We start from the raw sequence: 15,239 nt of genomic DNA on the forward strand, positions 1-15,239 counted from the left end.
CGCCCCGGTCGGCTGCTTCTCCGACCGCTGACCGTGCGGTTGCTGCGCGGTCAGCGGTCGGTGGGTTCCTTGTCGAGGAAGCCGTACACCGCGGAGAGTCGTCCGTCGTCGTCGGCCTTGACCACGTCGAAGCCCACGACGACCGGCTCGGCTGCCCCGGCCGTCCCGGCGGGGACGAGGTGCCAGGTGAAGCGGGCGATGTCGTGGTGGGCATCGACCGGCCCGGCGAGGGTGAAGGTCATGCCCGGGGTCTGCTCCCGGACGGCACCAATAAACGCGTTGATCGCCTCGTGTCCACTGACATCTGTCTTTGGGTCGGTATAGGTCGCATTATCGGCGCAGATGTTGCGCACCTTTTCGGCCCGGCGCGTAGTGTCCGTCTCGTTCCACATGTCGAGATATTCGTCAATGACGGTGGTGAGGTCGTTCATGACTGCGACTCCTCCTGTTCCGAATCACACGGTGTTCCCCGTGCCCCCTGGAGATTCGCAGCTGTGGCGGCGGAGCGTCCATTCTGTGCCAGGTAATGCCTTGCTGCCGGTGACCTTGGTGTTCTCGGTGCGGACCTGCCGGCGGGAACCGCCGGCAGGTCCGCACCGAACCCCTGGTTCAGGTGTGGACGTACCCGGTCGGCTACTGCTCGTTGAGGAGGGTGCGCAGCTCACGCAACGCCTCACGGAGGCGGTCGGCGAACGTGTGCATCATCTCCGCGACCGGGCGGGGAGTGCTGAGGTACAGGTGGAACCGGTCCGGCAGCAGCACGTAGGCGATTCCGATGCAACGGCTGCTGGTGGCCCCGAACCCGAAGTAGCGGATATTGGTTGACGGCGCCGAGCTGGTGCTCAGGTAGTCGTCGCGCATCGTGCGCCATCCCGGCGTCTCGTAGAGCCGAGGCGACTCCGGAACGCCGAGTGCGGCCCCCCGCCGCTGCTGGATGAGCTGTAGCTCCCAGAGGTGCTGTTCCGGTGCGGCGCCGGCCTGGCACTGTTTCGCCCGTTCGACGTGTTTGTCGGCTGCGGCACGGAACGCCGCCCGTCGCTCGTCGCCAGTTGCGGCGGGATCGTCCATGACCGCGACGAACCGCAGCACCTCCGGCGTGACGACGCGCATCGCCTCAGTTCGTCCCCGCGAGTACTGGCGGGTGGCGATGGACTCGTACGTGGCACCGGTGAACCCCTTGGCGCGCTTGTGCGCGAGCTGGTATCCCAGCTGCACGAAGGCGTCCGGTGACATCCGCAGCCGCTTGACCTCATCCACCCCGAACTCGTCAATGGGCAGGGTTACGGTGGCGGTGTCCGCGCCGAATTGGGCGAAGGATTGGGCCGCGGTGGCGATCTCGGCCTGCAGCCCGTCGTCGAGCACGAAGGTGACCGGCTCAATCGCTGGCACGCCCTGCGCCACCGCACCGGACTGCGCGGCGTGTTCCTCCGGAGTTCCGGCGAGGATCGTGTCGACGAAGCTGAGGATGGTGGTGCCGTCCAGCTCGCAGTGTTCGACGTTGATGCCGGCGGTGCCGTCCGCGAAGACGATGAGCGATACCGCCTTGTCGAACCACCGGTTGCCGCTGTCGCCGTGCAGCAGTTGGTCGCAGGCCGCCAGGTCGTCGGCGGGGGTCAGGTCCTCCAGGCAGACGCAGAACAGCGCCGTCTCGATGGTCTCCAGCGCCGCGGCGTTGCTGGGGTCGAGCGCGACCAGTCGCTGTCGGGCGGCTGCCCACTCGGCTCGGGCCATGGTGGTGAGATGGCCGGTCGCGGTGGTCATCGCCGCCGGCACGAGGCCGGCCTTCTGCAGCTCCCGCAGGCCCGCGGTCAGGTCATCGAGGGAGTACGGGTGCCCGTCCGGACCGAGTACGTCCATGCGGAAGGCGTTGCCGTGGCAGAACACCACGATGTGCCGTGCGGTCGCGGGGCCCGGCCGCTCGGCGCTGTACGGCGCTCGGACGCTGTCCTGCACCGGTCCCGGAATGCGGGTGGTGGAGAAGAGAAACTTGTTTTGCTCCATCGACAGCGGCTGCCCGCGGGTCACGGCAGGGGGAATGCGTTCCGCGTCGAGCTGGACCTTGTAGTTGACGGTGGCGGCGATGAGTCGTACCGCGCGCTCCACCTGCGGGTCGGTGAACCCGCGCAGCGGCGGGTCGCGGAACAGGAAGAAGAAGTTGGCGTTCAACGCGATGCGATCGCGCCGGCCGAGATAGCGGGCCGGCCAGAAATCGTCCAGCCAGCTGCGGGTGGCGGCATCCTCGTTGTACCGCACCAGGTCGGCGTGGAGCTTCGGACCCGGACCGTCGGCCTGCGCGAACTCCCGCACCGCGGCCTCGGTGTCGGCGAACTCCTGCGCTGTCAGCAGCGGCCCGGACCACTCGAGAAACCGGGCGCAGGTCTCCTCCAGCGTGGGTAACGGTACCGAGGGCAGCTTGTCCTCGTTGTCGAACGTACTCACTCGGCCTCCTGGAAAGTGCTGCTCGTCGGGCCGTCTTCTGGGCCAGTGGTTGAGGTCAAAGGGTATGCCGTCGGAAGTCTTCCGGGCTGCTCGAAACGCACTCGGCAATTCGCGAGCTAATCCAGCAACTGGTCGACTCGGATGGCATGACGCTCGGCATCGCGGTGTGTGGGCAGGACCCGGCCGAAGAGCTGCTGCGTACGGGTGACGCTGCCCAGCAAGCCGGGGCGCTGGGAGTAGGCGAAGATTGCTGTATGCCGCGCGGTGCCCCCGTGCACGGCGCTCACCCGGTGTAGCGCGTACCGCCCCTTGAACAGTTGGAGGTCACCGGGGCGCAGGATCTGGGCTCGTACCGGTGCACGATCGGCGCCGGTGAGCACCGAACGGACCGCGTCGAAGTTCTCCGCACCCGCCGAACGGATGTTCGGGCAGTACTCGAAGACACCCCCATCCTCCGGTTCCTGGGTCAGCAGGCTGACGGTGAACTCGTTGAGGTCAAAGTGCCACGGATGCTCCATGCCGGGTTGCACGACGTTGAGTACCAGGCCGGAGAGCGGGTCGGCGAGCTCGTGGAGCGCCGGGAGTTCGAAGCAGGCGGCGACGAAGCGTACGAACGACGGGTCGCGGTAGAGCCGGTGGACGACACTGTCGGCGGGGATCAGATCACGCGGGACGAACGCGTTGCCACGTCGCATGATGATGCGACCCGGGTGCTCCGCCGGCAGATCAGCATCGAGTTTTGTGTTGTAGACGTTGGTTTCCGTAACGTCGTAGTATGCCGACGGGGCAACCGCGGCGCCTTCGCGTCGTAGCGTCTCCCAGCTAGTTGGCCGAATGAACTCCGGCAGCACACTGCAACCGTGGTCGCGCAGGTCGGCGCGGGTTTTCGTGACGACGCGTTCCCACGCGTCGCTTTCTGGAGCGGCCAGTGGATAACGCACGGTGTCTACATCATGCATTCAGAGGCTTCCCTTCTTCAATGGCGGCGACATGAAGAATTGCGGAATCCTAACAGGATTTGCCGGTGTGCAGCCGCACGTTGGTTACCTTTTTCACAGCCGCATGTGCAGCGCTCGGGTTGGCACTCGCCCGGGTTCACTGCTTCCGTCCACCACGGACTTCGTGGGTGGTACCAACTGAGCTGCCCACTGGTGTTGGGGGTGCTGGTGCGGTGCGGTGCGCGCGGTGTCGTCCGGTGCGGTGCGGTGCTGGGGCGGTGCGGTGCGGTGTTGGTGGTGTGGTGCTGGCTGTCGAGCTGCCCCACCGGTGAGACCGACGCCCGGGTTCGCCTTCACGTTAAGGTCTGCCGGCGTCCGGTGGTGGAGTTGGCGCTGGGAGTGGGCTGCGGCGTTCAGCAGTACCCCGTGCATGACCAGCGGAACCGGTCTGTGCCCCAGCTGTGCGGGCAGCTCGACAGCCAGCGTGAGCATATGAGAACAGGGTCGGCGGAGCGCACACGTCCTTGTGTCAACAGCAACCACCAGCCGCACCTGGAGACCAGGTGGGCGGGGGCTCACGCCCGATACGCCGATGGCGCCGATGCGCGATGTGCCGATGGCGCCGACTGAGCCGACGGATCCGTCGGCACAGTCGCCGATGGTCGCGGATTGTGCAACGGTCGCCGATTGTGCCGACGGACGCCGACTGTGCCGACGTGCCGATGTGTCATTGCCGCGATGTGCCCGGTGCCCGGTGCCCGGCGCCCGGCGCCGGTGCGCCGGTGCCGCCCGGGGTGTCGGCGGCGTCACCGCCCCCCGGAGCCTGGGGCGCCGATGGTCAAGCGCTCGCCGCTGGGGCGGGCGAAGGCGCCTGCCCGGGCGGCGACGCCCACCTGATGGGCCGCGCGTACGGCGAGGTCGCTGTCGGCGGGGGCCCGGAGCAGGACGAGGGTGTGGTAGAGGGGTGCGGTCGTGGCGATGAGAGCCGCACCGTGCCGATCGGCCGGCTCTCCACCGGGCAACGCCAGCGGCTGGCGTTGGCCCGGCTGTTCAGCGAGCCCGTCGACCTACTGCTGCTGGACGAGCCCACCAACCATCTCTCGCTGGGCCTGGTCGAGGAGTTGGAGGCCGCTCTCGAGGAATACCAGGGCGCCGTGGTGGTGGTCAGTCACGACCGCCGGCTGTGCCGGCGCTGGTCCGGCGAGACCCGGGAGGTGGCCTGACGCCGTCCCCGGCTGGTAGTGCGAACGCCACGACGGCGACGAGGGCCAGGATGAGGGCGGTGAACGCGAACGCCTGCGCGTAGCCACTGACGAGCTCGGCCTTGGTGGACGAATGTCGGCTGGTCAACGCGATAAGCGCGGTCAGGCCAAGGGCGCCACCAAACTGTTTGGCGGTGTTCGCCAGCCCGGAGACCGCCCCGGCATCCGGGCCGGAGACACCGGAGGTCACCATGGCGGTCAGTGGCACGATGAGCAGTCCGCCGCCGACCGACATCACGACGGCCGGGCCGAGGACGCCGGACAGGTAGGTGCTCTGGACGGTGATCTGACTCTGCCACCAGAACCCGGCCGCGGCGACGGCGGTGCCGACGATGACCAGGCTCCGCGCGGCAACGTGTCGCATCAACCATGGGGCCACGCGCATTCCGACCAGCATCATCAGCAGGGTGTGTGGTAAAAACCCGGCCCCGGTTTGTAGCGGGGTGAGTTCGAGTACCTGCTGCAGGTACAGGGTCAGGAAATACCACAGCGGAATCTGGAAGCCGGCCCCGACCAGCATCATCAGCAGGTTGCCCAGCCAGATCGCCCTGGTTCGCAGCAGCCGCAGCGGCAGAAGTCGTGGTTCGGCGCCGCGTGCCTCGACCACGACAAAGGCGACCAGGCAGATCAGGCCGACGGCCAACGTCGCTGCGGCGGTCGGCCCGCGCCGGCCGTGTGGGTAGCTGGCCGTGACGGCGTAGGTCACTGCGATCAGGGCGGTGGTGATCAGGACAGCACCCTTGACATCGAGGCGGACAACCCGGTCCCGTGGCCGCCCTCCGGTCAGCGTGACAGCTGCCAGCGCGATGCAGGACATGCCGATCGGTACGTTGATCAGCAAGGTTGACCGCCAGGTCAGGTACTCGGTGAGGGCGCCGCTGAGGAGGTTGCCGGCCGCGCCGCCGGCTAGGCTGACCGCGGTCCAGACAGCCAATGCCCGGTTACGCGCGGACCCAGGTGGAAATGTCGTGGTGACGATCGTCAGGGTGGCGGGTGCCAGCGTGGCGGCACCAAGGCCCTGGAACGCGCGGGCGCCGACGAGCGTACCGGCGGTGGTGGCGAGCCCGCCGACGAGACTCGCGGCCGTGAACAGCCCCAGCCCGAAGATCAGGACCAGCTTGCGGCCATACACGTCGGCTAGTCGGCCACCCAAGAGGAGGAAGCCTCCGAACACCAGCGCGTAGCCGTTGGCTACCCACAGCAGGCCGGATGGGGAGAGGGAGAGGGCCCGTTGGATGGACGGAAGGGCGACGTTGACCACGGATACGTCGAGCACCACCAGGAACTGTGCGGTGCAGGCCAACAGGAGTGCAGCCCGGCCGGAGGTCGTCTCCGGGGTGTGGCGCCGGACAGGCTGCGTGCCCGGCTCGTCCTCGTCCCGCCACCGCACCATGCCTCCGAGTAAATCAATGTGATCACACTGCTATACTGCAGACCGTAGTCATGAAGTAATGTCTAGGCAACCTGGATGGGGAAGGGGAGGGGTTGGCGACCAGTCGAACTCGAGGGGTGGGCCTCGAGCATGAGCATCGGCGCAACGAGATCGCCGACGCGGTACTGGCTGTTGTCGCCGGACACGGCCTGGCGGCCGTGTCCCTGGTCGCGGTGGCCACTCAGGCCGGCGTGTCGCCCGGGCGGGTCCAGCACTACTTCCCCACCAAGCGAGAACTGATCGAGGCTGCCTTCGAACGGGGCAACGCCCTGTCCAGCGACCGGATAGCCGCCAAAACCAGATCCGATGACCAGGACGTCAGCCGACGGCGCCTACTTACCGTGGTGCTCACCGAGCTGATTCCGTACGACGCCGTCACCCGTGCCCACCTGCGGGTACGGCAATCATTCACCGCGGTGGCGTTGGCCGACGAGGCCATCGCCACCCGCCTCCGTGTTGACTACGCCAACCTCCACGGGCAGCTCGCCGATCTGCTTCGTCGCGACCAAGCCGCTGGCCACCTCCGTACCGGGACCGACCCGGCGGAGGCGGCCGTTGCCCTGGTGGCGCTCGCTGAAGGGCTCGCCTACTACGTGCTTATCGGCGTCTGTCCGGCCGAGGCCGCTCGGGATCAGGTGCTCGCTGCGATCTCCGAGGTCTACGCCGTGGCGTGAGGCGCGGGCGTCAGGTCAGTCCGACTCGGGGTGAATGGAACGCGCGACGCGGAAACCCACGTCGTCTACGCGAAATGTTGGATGACTCCGGCGCCGTACGGAGGCCCGACAACTCCAGTGCTCGTCGAACCAGCCGCCACCGCGGAGGACCCGGTAGCTGCCGTAGACCTTCGGGTCGTAGTGATCCCAGCACCAGTCCCAGACGTTGCCCAGCATGTCGTGTAGGCCCCAGGCGTTCGGTTGTCGGCCGCCCACCTCGTGAATTCGTTCCCGCGAGTTCCCGCGGTACCAGGCGATCTCGTCCAGCGGTCCGTAGCGGGGGCCGTTCGTGCCGGCGCGGCACGCGTGCTCCCATTCGGCTTCGGTCGGCAACCGGTACCCGTCGGCGGAGGGGTCCCACTCGATCTCCTCGTCGCCGGAGATTCGATAGGCCGGCAGCAATCCGTCCCGTCGAGACCAGGCATTGCAGCAGCGGACCGCATCCCACCAGGACACCCCCTCGACTGGCAGTTGACCTCCGCGAGCCGTGCTCGGGTGTGCGCCGGTGACCGCGGCGTACTGGGCCTGCGTGACCGGGAAACGGGCGAGCTCGTACGGCTCTAATTCGACCGACCATCGGCGCTGTGTTCGGCGGTCGGAGAGCGTTACCTGCCCTGCCGGCACCAGAATCATCAGTTCCTGCTGGTTCCCGTCCACAAGGCGCCGATAGTACCGGTTCGGTCGTCCGCTGCCCTTTTCCGGTGCTGCCGGCGCCCACCCCGCTGAGGTCCGGTCCCGTCCCGATGGCAGGGTCGCTAGGCTGGGCAGCGCGTGGGAGCCATCCGTAGGTTGCGCGCTTCGGGTGTTGGTGGTTGGTCTTTGTTGGGGGATTGTGGTGGAAAAGGGAACGATCGTTCGGTTCGATGACGTTCGCGGCTACGGGTTTATCGCACCGTTCGGGGGCGGCGACGACGTCTTTGTGCACGCGAATGACTTCGGTGATCAGCGGCACCAGGTCGCCGCCGGCATGCGGGTGAGCTATGAGGTTGTGCAGTCCGAGCGGGGCCTGAAGGTCGCCAGCGTGGCGCTGGAGACGGCGCCGGTGGCAGCAAACCGCAACGTGCCGAGCCGCCCGCAGCCGCTGTCCGACGAGGACGGTGAGTGCGATGTGTTGGCGGTCGAGCAGTTTGACAACGCGGTGACCGAGCTGCTGCTGGCGAACGTGCCCACCATGACCGGTGCGCAGATCGTCGAGGCGCGGCGGGCGCTAGTCGCCATGGCACGCCAGTACGGCTGGGTCGAGGACTGACCGCTCCGCGCCGGCCCGGGTCCGCGCCCTCCGACCTGGGAGGGCGGGCCCCGGGCCGGCGCCGCGATTCCGGGGCGGGCAATGGCTCGCCGCGCGCGGTGCGGTAGTCGTCTGGTCAGCAATCGGCTGCGACAATCCGGGGATGGATGACAGCGATCAGGGCATCGATCGTGCCGTTGCGGGCGCTGACTTCGTTGAGTGGAACTTTTCGATCATGGCGAATGGTTCGCCGTGGCGCATCGAGGAGGGGATGACGCAGCTCCTCGCCCATCAGGGCGCGGAGGGGTTCGGGCCGTCCCTGGCTGTCGCAGCGCGCGAGGACGCCCGGGTCATCCAGGAGTTGGGTCGGCGGGAGACGCCGACAGCGGTGGCGGCGCTGCGGGCGTTTCAGGCGATGAGTCCGGTCGACACGCAGCGGGAACTGGCCGGGTTGCACGCCGACCGGCTCGTCCGGCAGGGCGTTCCCGATGCCTCCTGGGCGTCCACGATCGGCCGGGTCGGGGTGGAGGGCTGCTGGTGGGCGCACGATCCCTTTGCCGAGACCGCCTTTCTGCTCTGCGTCTTCTCCTACGACGGAGACGATGAGCACGGCATTCTGGCCATGATCGACCTTGCCGTGGATGGTGGCCTGTTTCGGGAACTGACCCTGGGCATGGACGTGGAGGTACTGCGGGATGTGCTGCGCCGTGCCGACGGAGTTGATGGTCTCGTTACCGAGCCGGTCGACCCGGCGTATGCCCGGCGGTTGTTCGAGGACGCGGTAGCCACCTCGGACGAGGTGTTGGAAGATCCGGACTACCAACCGAATCCGGCGCCGGCTGCGTACCGGAAGATGCGGGCGCTGACCCTGGCCCGGGCCCGGGCGTTGAGCGGTGCCGCCGCACCGCTGGATCCGCTGCCCGACAGCGTGGATGTCGAACTCATGAAGCGGGCGTTCCTCGCCTCCGGCATCGGCTCCAAGCTGCCCGGGGACGACGCGACGAGTCAGGCGGTGGACCTCTTCGTCGAGCAGCTCACCGAGCGAGCCTGCTGCCATCCGATGCGACTCGGCCCGCGTCGGGTGATGGCCGCCCTGGGCCTGCCAGGCCTGACCCGAGACGCGATCGGTGATCCGGGCGTGAGTGACGTCCTTCCGGACGTTGTCCATGCCTGGGCTTCCTGGACCGCAGCCGAACGCGGTCTGTCCCGGGACGCCACGGAACGACTCGAACGGGCGTGTGAGCAGGCGTGTGCGCGCCTGCGTTCCACCGATCCGGAGGGGCCCCAGCGCACCTGACCTGTGCCGGCTGGCCGCTTCGTTCATCGCTGACGTACGCCGAGGCTACGCGTTGCCGTCGCGAAGATCGCGAGGGCGAGTAGAGCCGACGAGTACAGCAGCACAGTCGGGACTGCGTCGAGCCACTGGACCAGTACCCCGGCGAGTGCGGGGGCTATCGGTAGCAGGCTCCCGCCGAGGAGGTGCACGGCGGCACTCACCCGTCCCTGGAGGGCGGGCTCGGCACGCGTGAGGATGTAGCCGATGATCGCGGCATTGGCTGCGGGTCCGAGGAGGAAGACCAGTGCGCCGATGACACCGATGAGATAGGCGGAGTGGGCCACCGCCAACAGCGGAGTCACCAGCGCCGCAACCCACCCGAACCACATGATCAGCGTCCGCGGCTGGAACCGCGCGACCAGCCGGGGTGCCGCCAACGCCCCCACCAGCCCGCCCGTGCTCGTAATCGAGAACAGCAGTCCCGTGGCGGCCGGCCCCGCACCGTGGCGCTCCGCCAGGAGGACGCAGACCAGCCCGATCGACTGAAAGACGAAGGTGACGCCGGCGAACCAGAGCACCGCGCTCCGGGCAAACTGCTCCTGCCACAGCCACCGCAGACCCGCGTTGACGAAACCGCGGCTGCGGTGCCGCGCACGATCACCAGTGTTGCTCTGCAGCGGGCGTCGGATCAGGGCCAGCCCTACCGCGGAGACGAGGTAGGAGAGGGCATCCACCAGGAACGGCACCATCCGACCGGCGCTGAAGAGTATCCCGCCGAGGGCGGGTCCGATCAGCGTCGCGAGCTGCGTGCGGGATTCGTTTCGGGCGGCGGCCTGGGGTACCTGTGCGCGCGCCACAACAAACCGAAGGGCTGCCGTCTCCGCGGGTTGAAAGCAACTACTCAGGGCCGCTTCCGTGGCCACCACAGCGGCAAGGTGTACGAATGTGATCTGGTCGACGATGCCGGCGATAACCAGGCTGCTCAGCGCCAGCGCGCGCCCCAGATCTGCCGCGATCATGAGAAGTCGTCGATCGTAGCGATCCGCCAGGGATCCCGCCGGGAGCCGACACACCACAGTGGTGATAGCGGCGATTGACGCGACGGCTCCCGCGTGTGCTGCCGATCCGGTGAGGGCCAGCGTCAGCAGGACGAAGCTTACCGAGGAGACGGCGCTACCCAGCGCGGAAATTGACTGGCTCACCCAGAGGATGACGAAGTCACGATTCTGGGAGAGTGGGCGTACCGGCGGCTCGGAGGTCGGCGGTTCTTGATACTCGATCGACGGATCAACCACGTCACCCGACGCTAGGCATGGTCCTGACTGGAAGCATGCGTGATCTGCGTCACCAGACCCGCACTCTCGTCCGATGTGGAGCTGCCATAGACTGCGCGCGATGATCAAGACGAGACGATTGGCGGCAGCCTTGGTTGGGCTGCTGGCGACGAGCGTGATGACTGGTCCGGCACCGGCCCTCGCGGATTGGGAGAACCCGGTCGAACCGCCGAAGGTCGAGCTGGTCCTCGATGTCAGCGGGTCGATGCGGGCCACCGACATCGACGGGCGTAGCCGGATCTCGGTTGCCCAGCAGGCGTTCAACGAAGTGGTGGACGCGCTGCCGGACGAGACTGAACTCGGCATCCGGGTCCTCGGTGCCACCTATCCCGGCGATGACAAGGAGCAGGGCTGCCAGGACACCCAGCAGATCGTGCCGGTCGGGCCGGTCGACCGGGTGCAGGCCAAGGCGGCGGTGGCGACGCTTCGTCCGACCGGTTACACCCCGGTCGGGCTGGCGCTGCGCTTAGCCGCCGAGGATCTTGGCACGGGTAGCACCGCGCGGCGGATTGTGCTGATCACCGACGGTGAGGACACCTGTGCCCCGCCGGACCCCTGTGAGGTGGCCCGAGAGCTGGCTGCGCAGGGGACGAAGCTGGTCGTGGACACCCTCGGCCTGGCCCCGGACGAGAAGGTGCGCCAGCAGCTGCTCTGCATCGCCGCGGCCACTGGTGGTACGTACACCGCGGCGCAGAGCGCGGACGAGCTGACTGGCCGGATCAAGCAATTGGTTGACCGGGCCGGGGATACGCACACGGTCACGCCGGCTGTGGTAGCCGGCACCTCGGTCTGCGACGATGCCCCGCTACTCGGCGCCGGCGTCTACAGCGACCGGGAGAAGTTCTCGGAGCACCGTTGGTACCGGGTGCCGGTGTATCCCGGGCAGGAGCTGCGTGCCTCTGTCAGCGTGGCGTTGGACCGGCCGGTCAACCCCGACCACGCGGTGCTGCTGCGGGCCGTGGCCACCGACGGTCGGGAGCTGGTGCGGGGCGTGGACGCAGGTAGCGGCCGGACCGATGTCGTCTCGGCGGGCCTGCGCTGGTCGGCGGGGGAGGAGCCGGCGGACGGGCCCTCCCCAACCCCGTTTACCACGACCGACGCCGAAGCCACCATCGTCTGTCTCGTGGTGAGTAATGCCTTCGCACCCCAGCCGGGAACCCAGACTTCGCCGGGGATGCCGGTTGAGTTGACCGTGGACATGGTCGCGTCCTCGCCTGCTCCGGCTGCCCCGGGTCTCGGTCGTGGCTGGGTGCTGCTGGTCCTGCTGACGGTGACTGGTCTGCTGGCCGGACTGGCATCCGGGGTGCTCACCCGGTGGTGGGTAGCGACCTGGAGGGAGAAGTGATGCGGGTCCAGTCAATGCGGGGTGGAGCCGTCCTGGCCGCTGTCGGTCTGGCCCTGCTGGTCTCGCCCGGGGCGGCCGAGGCCACCCCGACACCCTCACCGGGGGCGACCCCGGTAACCCGGGCGGGGACCTCCTTCTTGACCGCCACCGATATCACCGCCGGGCAGCCGGTGCAGATGGACGCCGCTACCGGCGACTACCTGTACTGGTCGTTCCCGGCAGTGGCCGGCGAGCGCCACGAGATCACCGCGACCGTGTCGTTCCCCAAGCAGCGTAGTGGCGAGTCGACGTGGACCGTGGAGGTCTTTGACGGGTTGCGGCGGCGTCAGGCCTGCACCGCAGGTGCCCAGACGCCGACGGCCACCGCCGAGGCCGAGAGCGTCTCGCTCGGCTGCACGCTGCGGCAGGTGCGTTCCTGGGCGGAGCCGTGGTCAGCCGATCCGCTGCCTGGGACGTACTACGTCCGGCTCTCGGTGCCCGAGCTGCCGGAGGAGGACCTTGGCCTGCCGATCGAGGTTGACCTGCTGGTCGGCGCGGTGGGCGAGGGATCCCGCGACGACGGCGTGCTGGCGGAGCCGTTGGTGCTGCCCACCAAGGCTGGCACCATACTCGATGCCGCTCCAACGGAGCCGGCCGAGGGCGACGACGGCGGCTTCTTCGGTTGGCTGCCCGAGCTCGGTTCGCGCTGGGCCTGGAGCACGGTCGGCGGCATCCTCGCCGCGGTGGCTGGAGTCGTCGGTTTCGGTCTGACCCGGCGTCCTCGTCGTTGATGACGATGACGCTACCGGTGTAGGCCGGGCGGGCGCCCGTGGACGCGGGCGCCCGCTGCCGATCAGTACTGCGGCAGCAGCTCGTTGATCCGCCCGCGGGGTGGGAAGGCCAGGGCCAGGGTCAGGTCGAGCACGGTGGCGGGGTCGGTGAGCCGCTCCCCGTACAGTTCGCGCAGCTGGCCCATTCGATAGCGCACGGTCTGCGGGTGCACGAAGAGGTCGGCGGCGACATCGTCGCGACGGCCGTGGTGCAGCAGCCAGGAGCGCAGCGTCTCGGTCAACCGGTCGGCGGTGGTGGGGGGCAGCGCCGCCAGCGGCGCCAACACCCGCGCCCGTAGGTCCGCCAAGCCTTCCGGGTCGTGGCTGAGTAACAGCTCGGCCAGGTGTGCCTCGGTGTCCAGGGGCGCGCCGGCCTCGTCTGGACGCAGACCCAGGGCAAGCGCCCGGGTGGTCCGTCGCCAGGAGTAGGCGACCTGGGTCCACGGGCGGGCCGGGCCGAGCACCGCCCGCCGGCCGCGCAGCAGTCGGGCAAGCTGCCGTCGCCGGTCGCCGTGGATATCCGGGACGAGGAGGCCGGCGGTCTCGTCGCCGGGCCCGCTACCGGGCAGTTCGTCGGCGCTCTCCAGCGTCTGCGCGGGCAGCAGCTTGAGTACCGGGCGCAGGTTCGACCGGGGCAGCAGGACGGCGGTGAGGGTGTGCGGCGGTGGCCAGTCGGCCCGCTCCGCGCTGCGCAGCAGTACCTCTTCGTCGGCTCCGGTGACCAGCTGCTGGGTGAGTCGTTCCAGGTTTCGGCGGCGGATGAGCCCGGTACTGGCCAACTCATCGGCGTGCCCCGCGACGCTGGCGGCGGAGAGCTCGTCAATGTAGGCGAACATCAGCTCGGCGAACTCGGCCACCGTGGCGGCCGGCAGCTGTCCGCGTACGGCGATGGCGGACATCTCCCGCCAGGAGACCCGGGCGCCCACTCGGTACGCGGCGAGTAACGCGTCCACGCTGCGGCCGGAGCGGGCCTCTCCGCTGCCGAGCGCGTAGGCGGCCTCGACGGCGGGGACGAGTGGGGTGCTGGGGTCGGCTCCGTAGGAGCGTTCAACGAGTTGGAGGAAGGTGCCGAGGGCGATTCGTACGGCATTTTCGATCTTGTCCCGCATCTGCCCGGTGAGGGTGCCGGAGTAGCTGGGTACCTCGGCGGTGATGGCGGTGACGGTGTGCTCGGCGAGTAGGGCGAGCCGGTTGCGGAGCTCCGCGGCGACCCGATCATCCAGGTCCAGCCCAGCCGCGCGCCGGGTTGCCTCGGATCGTTCGGCCACGATCTTGTTCCCTTCGTATAAATTCGTGCGTCGGGTTCACCTTCCCAGGTCAAGATTTTATGCCAGTGTGCCGCCACGATCGGGTGTATGACCACCACCGTCCAGCGCCCGCCCGCGCCGGCGTCCCTGCGTCGCGGGCTGCTGCGGCTCGCCGCGGCGGTTACCACCCCGCTGCTGCCCGACGACTACCTTGACCTGGTCGCTCCGCTGCGTGCCGGCGCCGACCTACGGGGCCGGATCGTCGAGGTACACCCGGAGACCCCGGATGCCGCCACCGTCGTGATCCAGCCGGGGCGGGACTGGCAGGGGCACCGCCCCGGGCAGTACGTCCGGCTCGGCGTGGATGTCAACGGCGTGCGGCAGTGGCGGGCATACTCGCTGACCTCTGCTCCGGCGGGGCGCCAGGACCCGATCACGATCACCGTCAAGGCGGTCCCGGACGGACTGGTCAGCAACCATCTGGTGCGGCACGCTCAGCCCGGCACGATTGTGCAACTTGACCAGGCCCAGGGCGACTTCGTGTTACCGGCGACCCCGCCGGCGCGGGTGCTGCTGGTGACCGCGGGCAGCGGAATCACCCCCGTTATGGGGATGCTGCGCAGCGGGGCCCTCGCCGGGGCGGACGTCACGCTGGTGCACTCGGCACCCAGCGCAGCGGACGTGATCTTCGGTGCGGCGCTGCGGGACCTGGCCGCCGCCGGCGCGCTCCGGCTGGTGGAGCGGCACACCCGGGACGACGGCCAGCTCAGCCTCGCCGACCTGGCCGCGCTGGTGCCGGACCATCTCGAGCGGGAGACATGGGCGTGCGGCCCGGCTGGGCTCCTCGACGCCCTGACCGCGCACTGGACCGCCGCCGGTCGCGGTGAGCGACTGCACACCGAGCGGTTCCGCCCGACCATCATCTCGCCTGGTGAGGGCGGCACCGTCACCTTCGGCCGCAGCGGGGTGACCGTCGCCGCCGACGGCAGCACCCCGCTGCTGGAGGCGGGGGAGGCGGCCGGCGTACTCATGCCGTCCGGTTGCCGCATGGGCATCTGCTACGGCTGCGTCCTGCCGCTGCGCCAGGGCGCCGTCCGTGACCTGCGCAACGGGTCGCTCACCACAGCGGTTCCCGGTGACGGTGTCCTCGTCCAGACCTGCGTGTCGGCCGCCGCCGGCCCCTGCGACCTCGATCACTGAAATCCGGAGTATCGAC

General features: G+C 68.9%; 13 protein-coding genes and 2 pseudogenes. 7 read left to right on the forward strand and 8 right to left on the reverse strand.

What is annotated here, in order from left to right; translation table 11 throughout:
* Positions 1–50: 50 nt before the first annotated feature.
* The 4 genes and pseudogenes from SALPAC4_RS0120330 to SALPAC4_RS29015 all read right to left on the reverse strand — a co-directional run.
* The gene (locus SALPAC4_RS0120330; RefSeq protein WP_019871908.1) at positions 51–431 is read right to left on the reverse strand and encodes a nuclear transport factor 2 family protein; all 381 of its coding nucleotides are present in this window, start codon (positions 429–431) and stop codon (positions 51–53) included.
* Between the two features lie 202 nt (positions 432–633).
* Entirely contained in the window at positions 634–2,439 is a 1,806-nt protein-coding gene (locus tag SALPAC4_RS0120335; protein ID WP_019871909.1) for a choline/carnitine O-acyltransferase, read from the reverse strand.
* Positions 2,440–2,555: 116 nt separating this feature from the next.
* A complete protein-coding gene (locus SALPAC4_RS0120340; RefSeq protein ID WP_019871910.1) occupies positions 2,556–3,398 on the reverse strand; it encodes a HalD/BesD family halogenase in 843 nt (280 codons plus the stop codon).
* 785 nt (positions 3,399–4,183) lie between these two features.
* Positions 4,184–4,366 (reverse strand): annotated as a pseudogene (locus SALPAC4_RS29015) (TetR family transcriptional regulator); the annotation flags it as partial.
* Positions 4,367–4,384: 18 nt separating this feature from the next.
* On the opposite strand from SALPAC4_RS29015, the pseudogene SALPAC4_RS0120350 reads away from it, so the two are divergent.
* Positions 4,385–4,600: pseudogene (locus SALPAC4_RS0120350) on the forward strand (ATP-binding cassette domain-containing protein); the annotation flags it as partial.
* Here the strand turns inward: SALPAC4_RS0120350 and SALPAC4_RS0120355 are convergent.
* A complete protein-coding gene (locus SALPAC4_RS0120355) occupies positions 4,542–6,029 on the reverse strand; it encodes an MFS transporter (protein WP_027644916.1) in 1,488 nt (495 codons plus the stop codon). The pseudogene SALPAC4_RS0120350 and the gene SALPAC4_RS0120355 overlap by 59 nt on opposite strands.
* Positions 6,030–6,148: 119 nt before the next feature.
* Here SALPAC4_RS0120355 and SALPAC4_RS0120360 point away from each other — a divergent pair, with 119 nt between their 5' ends.
* Positions 6,149–6,745, forward strand: a complete 597-nt coding sequence (locus tag SALPAC4_RS0120360; RefSeq protein WP_019871914.1) for a TetR/AcrR family transcriptional regulator — start codon at positions 6,149–6,151, stop codon at positions 6,743–6,745.
* Between the two features lie 15 nt (positions 6,746–6,760).
* Here SALPAC4_RS0120360 and SALPAC4_RS0120365 read toward each other — a convergent pair whose 3' ends face one another.
* Positions 6,761–7,441, reverse strand: a complete 681-nt coding sequence (locus SALPAC4_RS0120365) for a formylglycine-generating enzyme family protein (RefSeq protein WP_019871915.1) — start codon at positions 7,439–7,441, stop codon at positions 6,761–6,763.
* A 175-nt stretch (positions 7,442–7,616) separates the two neighbouring features.
* Between SALPAC4_RS0120365 and SALPAC4_RS0120370 the strand changes: the two genes are divergently transcribed.
* Complete coding sequence (locus tag SALPAC4_RS0120370) at positions 7,617–8,033, forward strand: cold-shock protein (protein ID WP_027644917.1); 417 nt, start codon at positions 7,617–7,619, stop codon at positions 8,031–8,033.
* 142 nt (positions 8,034–8,175) lie between these two features.
* The gene (locus SALPAC4_RS0120375; RefSeq protein WP_019871917.1) at positions 8,176–9,309 is read left to right on the forward strand and encodes a hypothetical protein; all 1,134 of its coding nucleotides are present in this window, start codon (positions 8,176–8,178) and stop codon (positions 9,307–9,309) included.
* Positions 9,310–9,332: 23 nt separating this feature from the next.
* Here SALPAC4_RS0120375 and SALPAC4_RS0120380 read toward each other — a convergent pair whose 3' ends face one another.
* Positions 9,333–10,583 carry an MFS transporter gene (locus SALPAC4_RS0120380; RefSeq protein ID WP_019871918.1) on the reverse strand — a complete coding sequence of 417 codons (1,251 nt, stop codon included), beginning with the start codon at positions 10,581–10,583 and terminating at the stop codon, positions 9,333–9,335.
* Between the two features lie 100 nt (positions 10,584–10,683).
* Between SALPAC4_RS0120380 and SALPAC4_RS0120385 the strand changes: the two genes are divergently transcribed.
* On the forward strand, positions 10,684–11,967 hold the full coding sequence (locus tag SALPAC4_RS0120385; RefSeq protein WP_019871919.1) for a VWA domain-containing protein: 1,284 nt from the start codon (positions 10,684–10,686) through the stop codon (positions 11,965–11,967).
* On the forward strand, positions 11,967–12,737 hold the full coding sequence (locus tag SALPAC4_RS0120390; RefSeq protein ID WP_019871920.1) for a hypothetical protein: 771 nt from the start codon (positions 11,967–11,969) through the stop codon (positions 12,735–12,737). Before SALPAC4_RS0120385 ends, SALPAC4_RS0120390 begins: the two co-directional genes overlap by 1 nt.
* A 62-nt stretch (positions 12,738–12,799) precedes the next feature.
* Here SALPAC4_RS0120390 and SALPAC4_RS0120395 read toward each other — a convergent pair whose 3' ends face one another.
* A complete protein-coding gene (locus SALPAC4_RS0120395; protein WP_019871921.1) occupies positions 12,800–14,044 on the reverse strand; it encodes a PucR family transcriptional regulator in 1,245 nt (414 codons plus the stop codon).
* Positions 14,045–14,131: 87 nt separating this feature from the next.
* Between SALPAC4_RS0120395 and SALPAC4_RS0120400 the strand changes: the two genes are divergently transcribed.
* Positions 14,132–15,223, forward strand: a complete 1,092-nt coding sequence (locus tag SALPAC4_RS0120400) for a ferredoxin reductase (RefSeq protein WP_019871922.1) — start codon at positions 14,132–14,134, stop codon at positions 15,221–15,223.
* Positions 15,224–15,239 lie beyond the last annotated feature (16 nt).

The sequence above is a fragment of the Salinispora oceanensis genome, from assembly GCF_000383575.1.
Lineage (GTDB): Bacteria > Actinomycetota > Actinomycetes > Mycobacteriales > Micromonosporaceae > Micromonospora > Micromonospora oceanensis.

What these genes read in the sequence shown, in the direction of transcription:
- SALPAC4_RS0120340 (WP_019871910.1), bottom strand. Translation starts at nt 3,398, where the DNA reads ATGCATGATGTAGACACCGTGCGTTATCCACTGGCCGCTCCAGAAAGC.
- SALPAC4_RS0120390 (WP_019871920.1), top strand. Translation starts at nt 11,967, where the DNA reads ATGCGGGTCCAGTCAATGCGGGGTGGAGCCGTCCTGGCCGCTGTCGGT.
- SALPAC4_RS0120400 (WP_019871922.1), top strand. Translation starts at nt 14,132, where the DNA reads ATGACCACCACCGTCCAGCGCCCGCCCGCGCCGGCGTCCCTGCGTCGC.
- SALPAC4_RS0120385 (WP_019871919.1), top strand. Translation starts at nt 10,684, where the DNA reads ATGATCAAGACGAGACGATTGGCGGCAGCCTTGGTTGGGCTGCTGGCG.
- SALPAC4_RS0120375 (WP_019871917.1), top strand. Translation starts at nt 8,176, where the DNA reads ATGGATGACAGCGATCAGGGCATCGATCGTGCCGTTGCGGGCGCTGAC.
- SALPAC4_RS0120330 (WP_019871908.1), bottom strand. Translation starts at nt 431, where the DNA reads ATGAACGACCTCACCACCGTCATTGACGAATATCTCGACATGTGGAAC.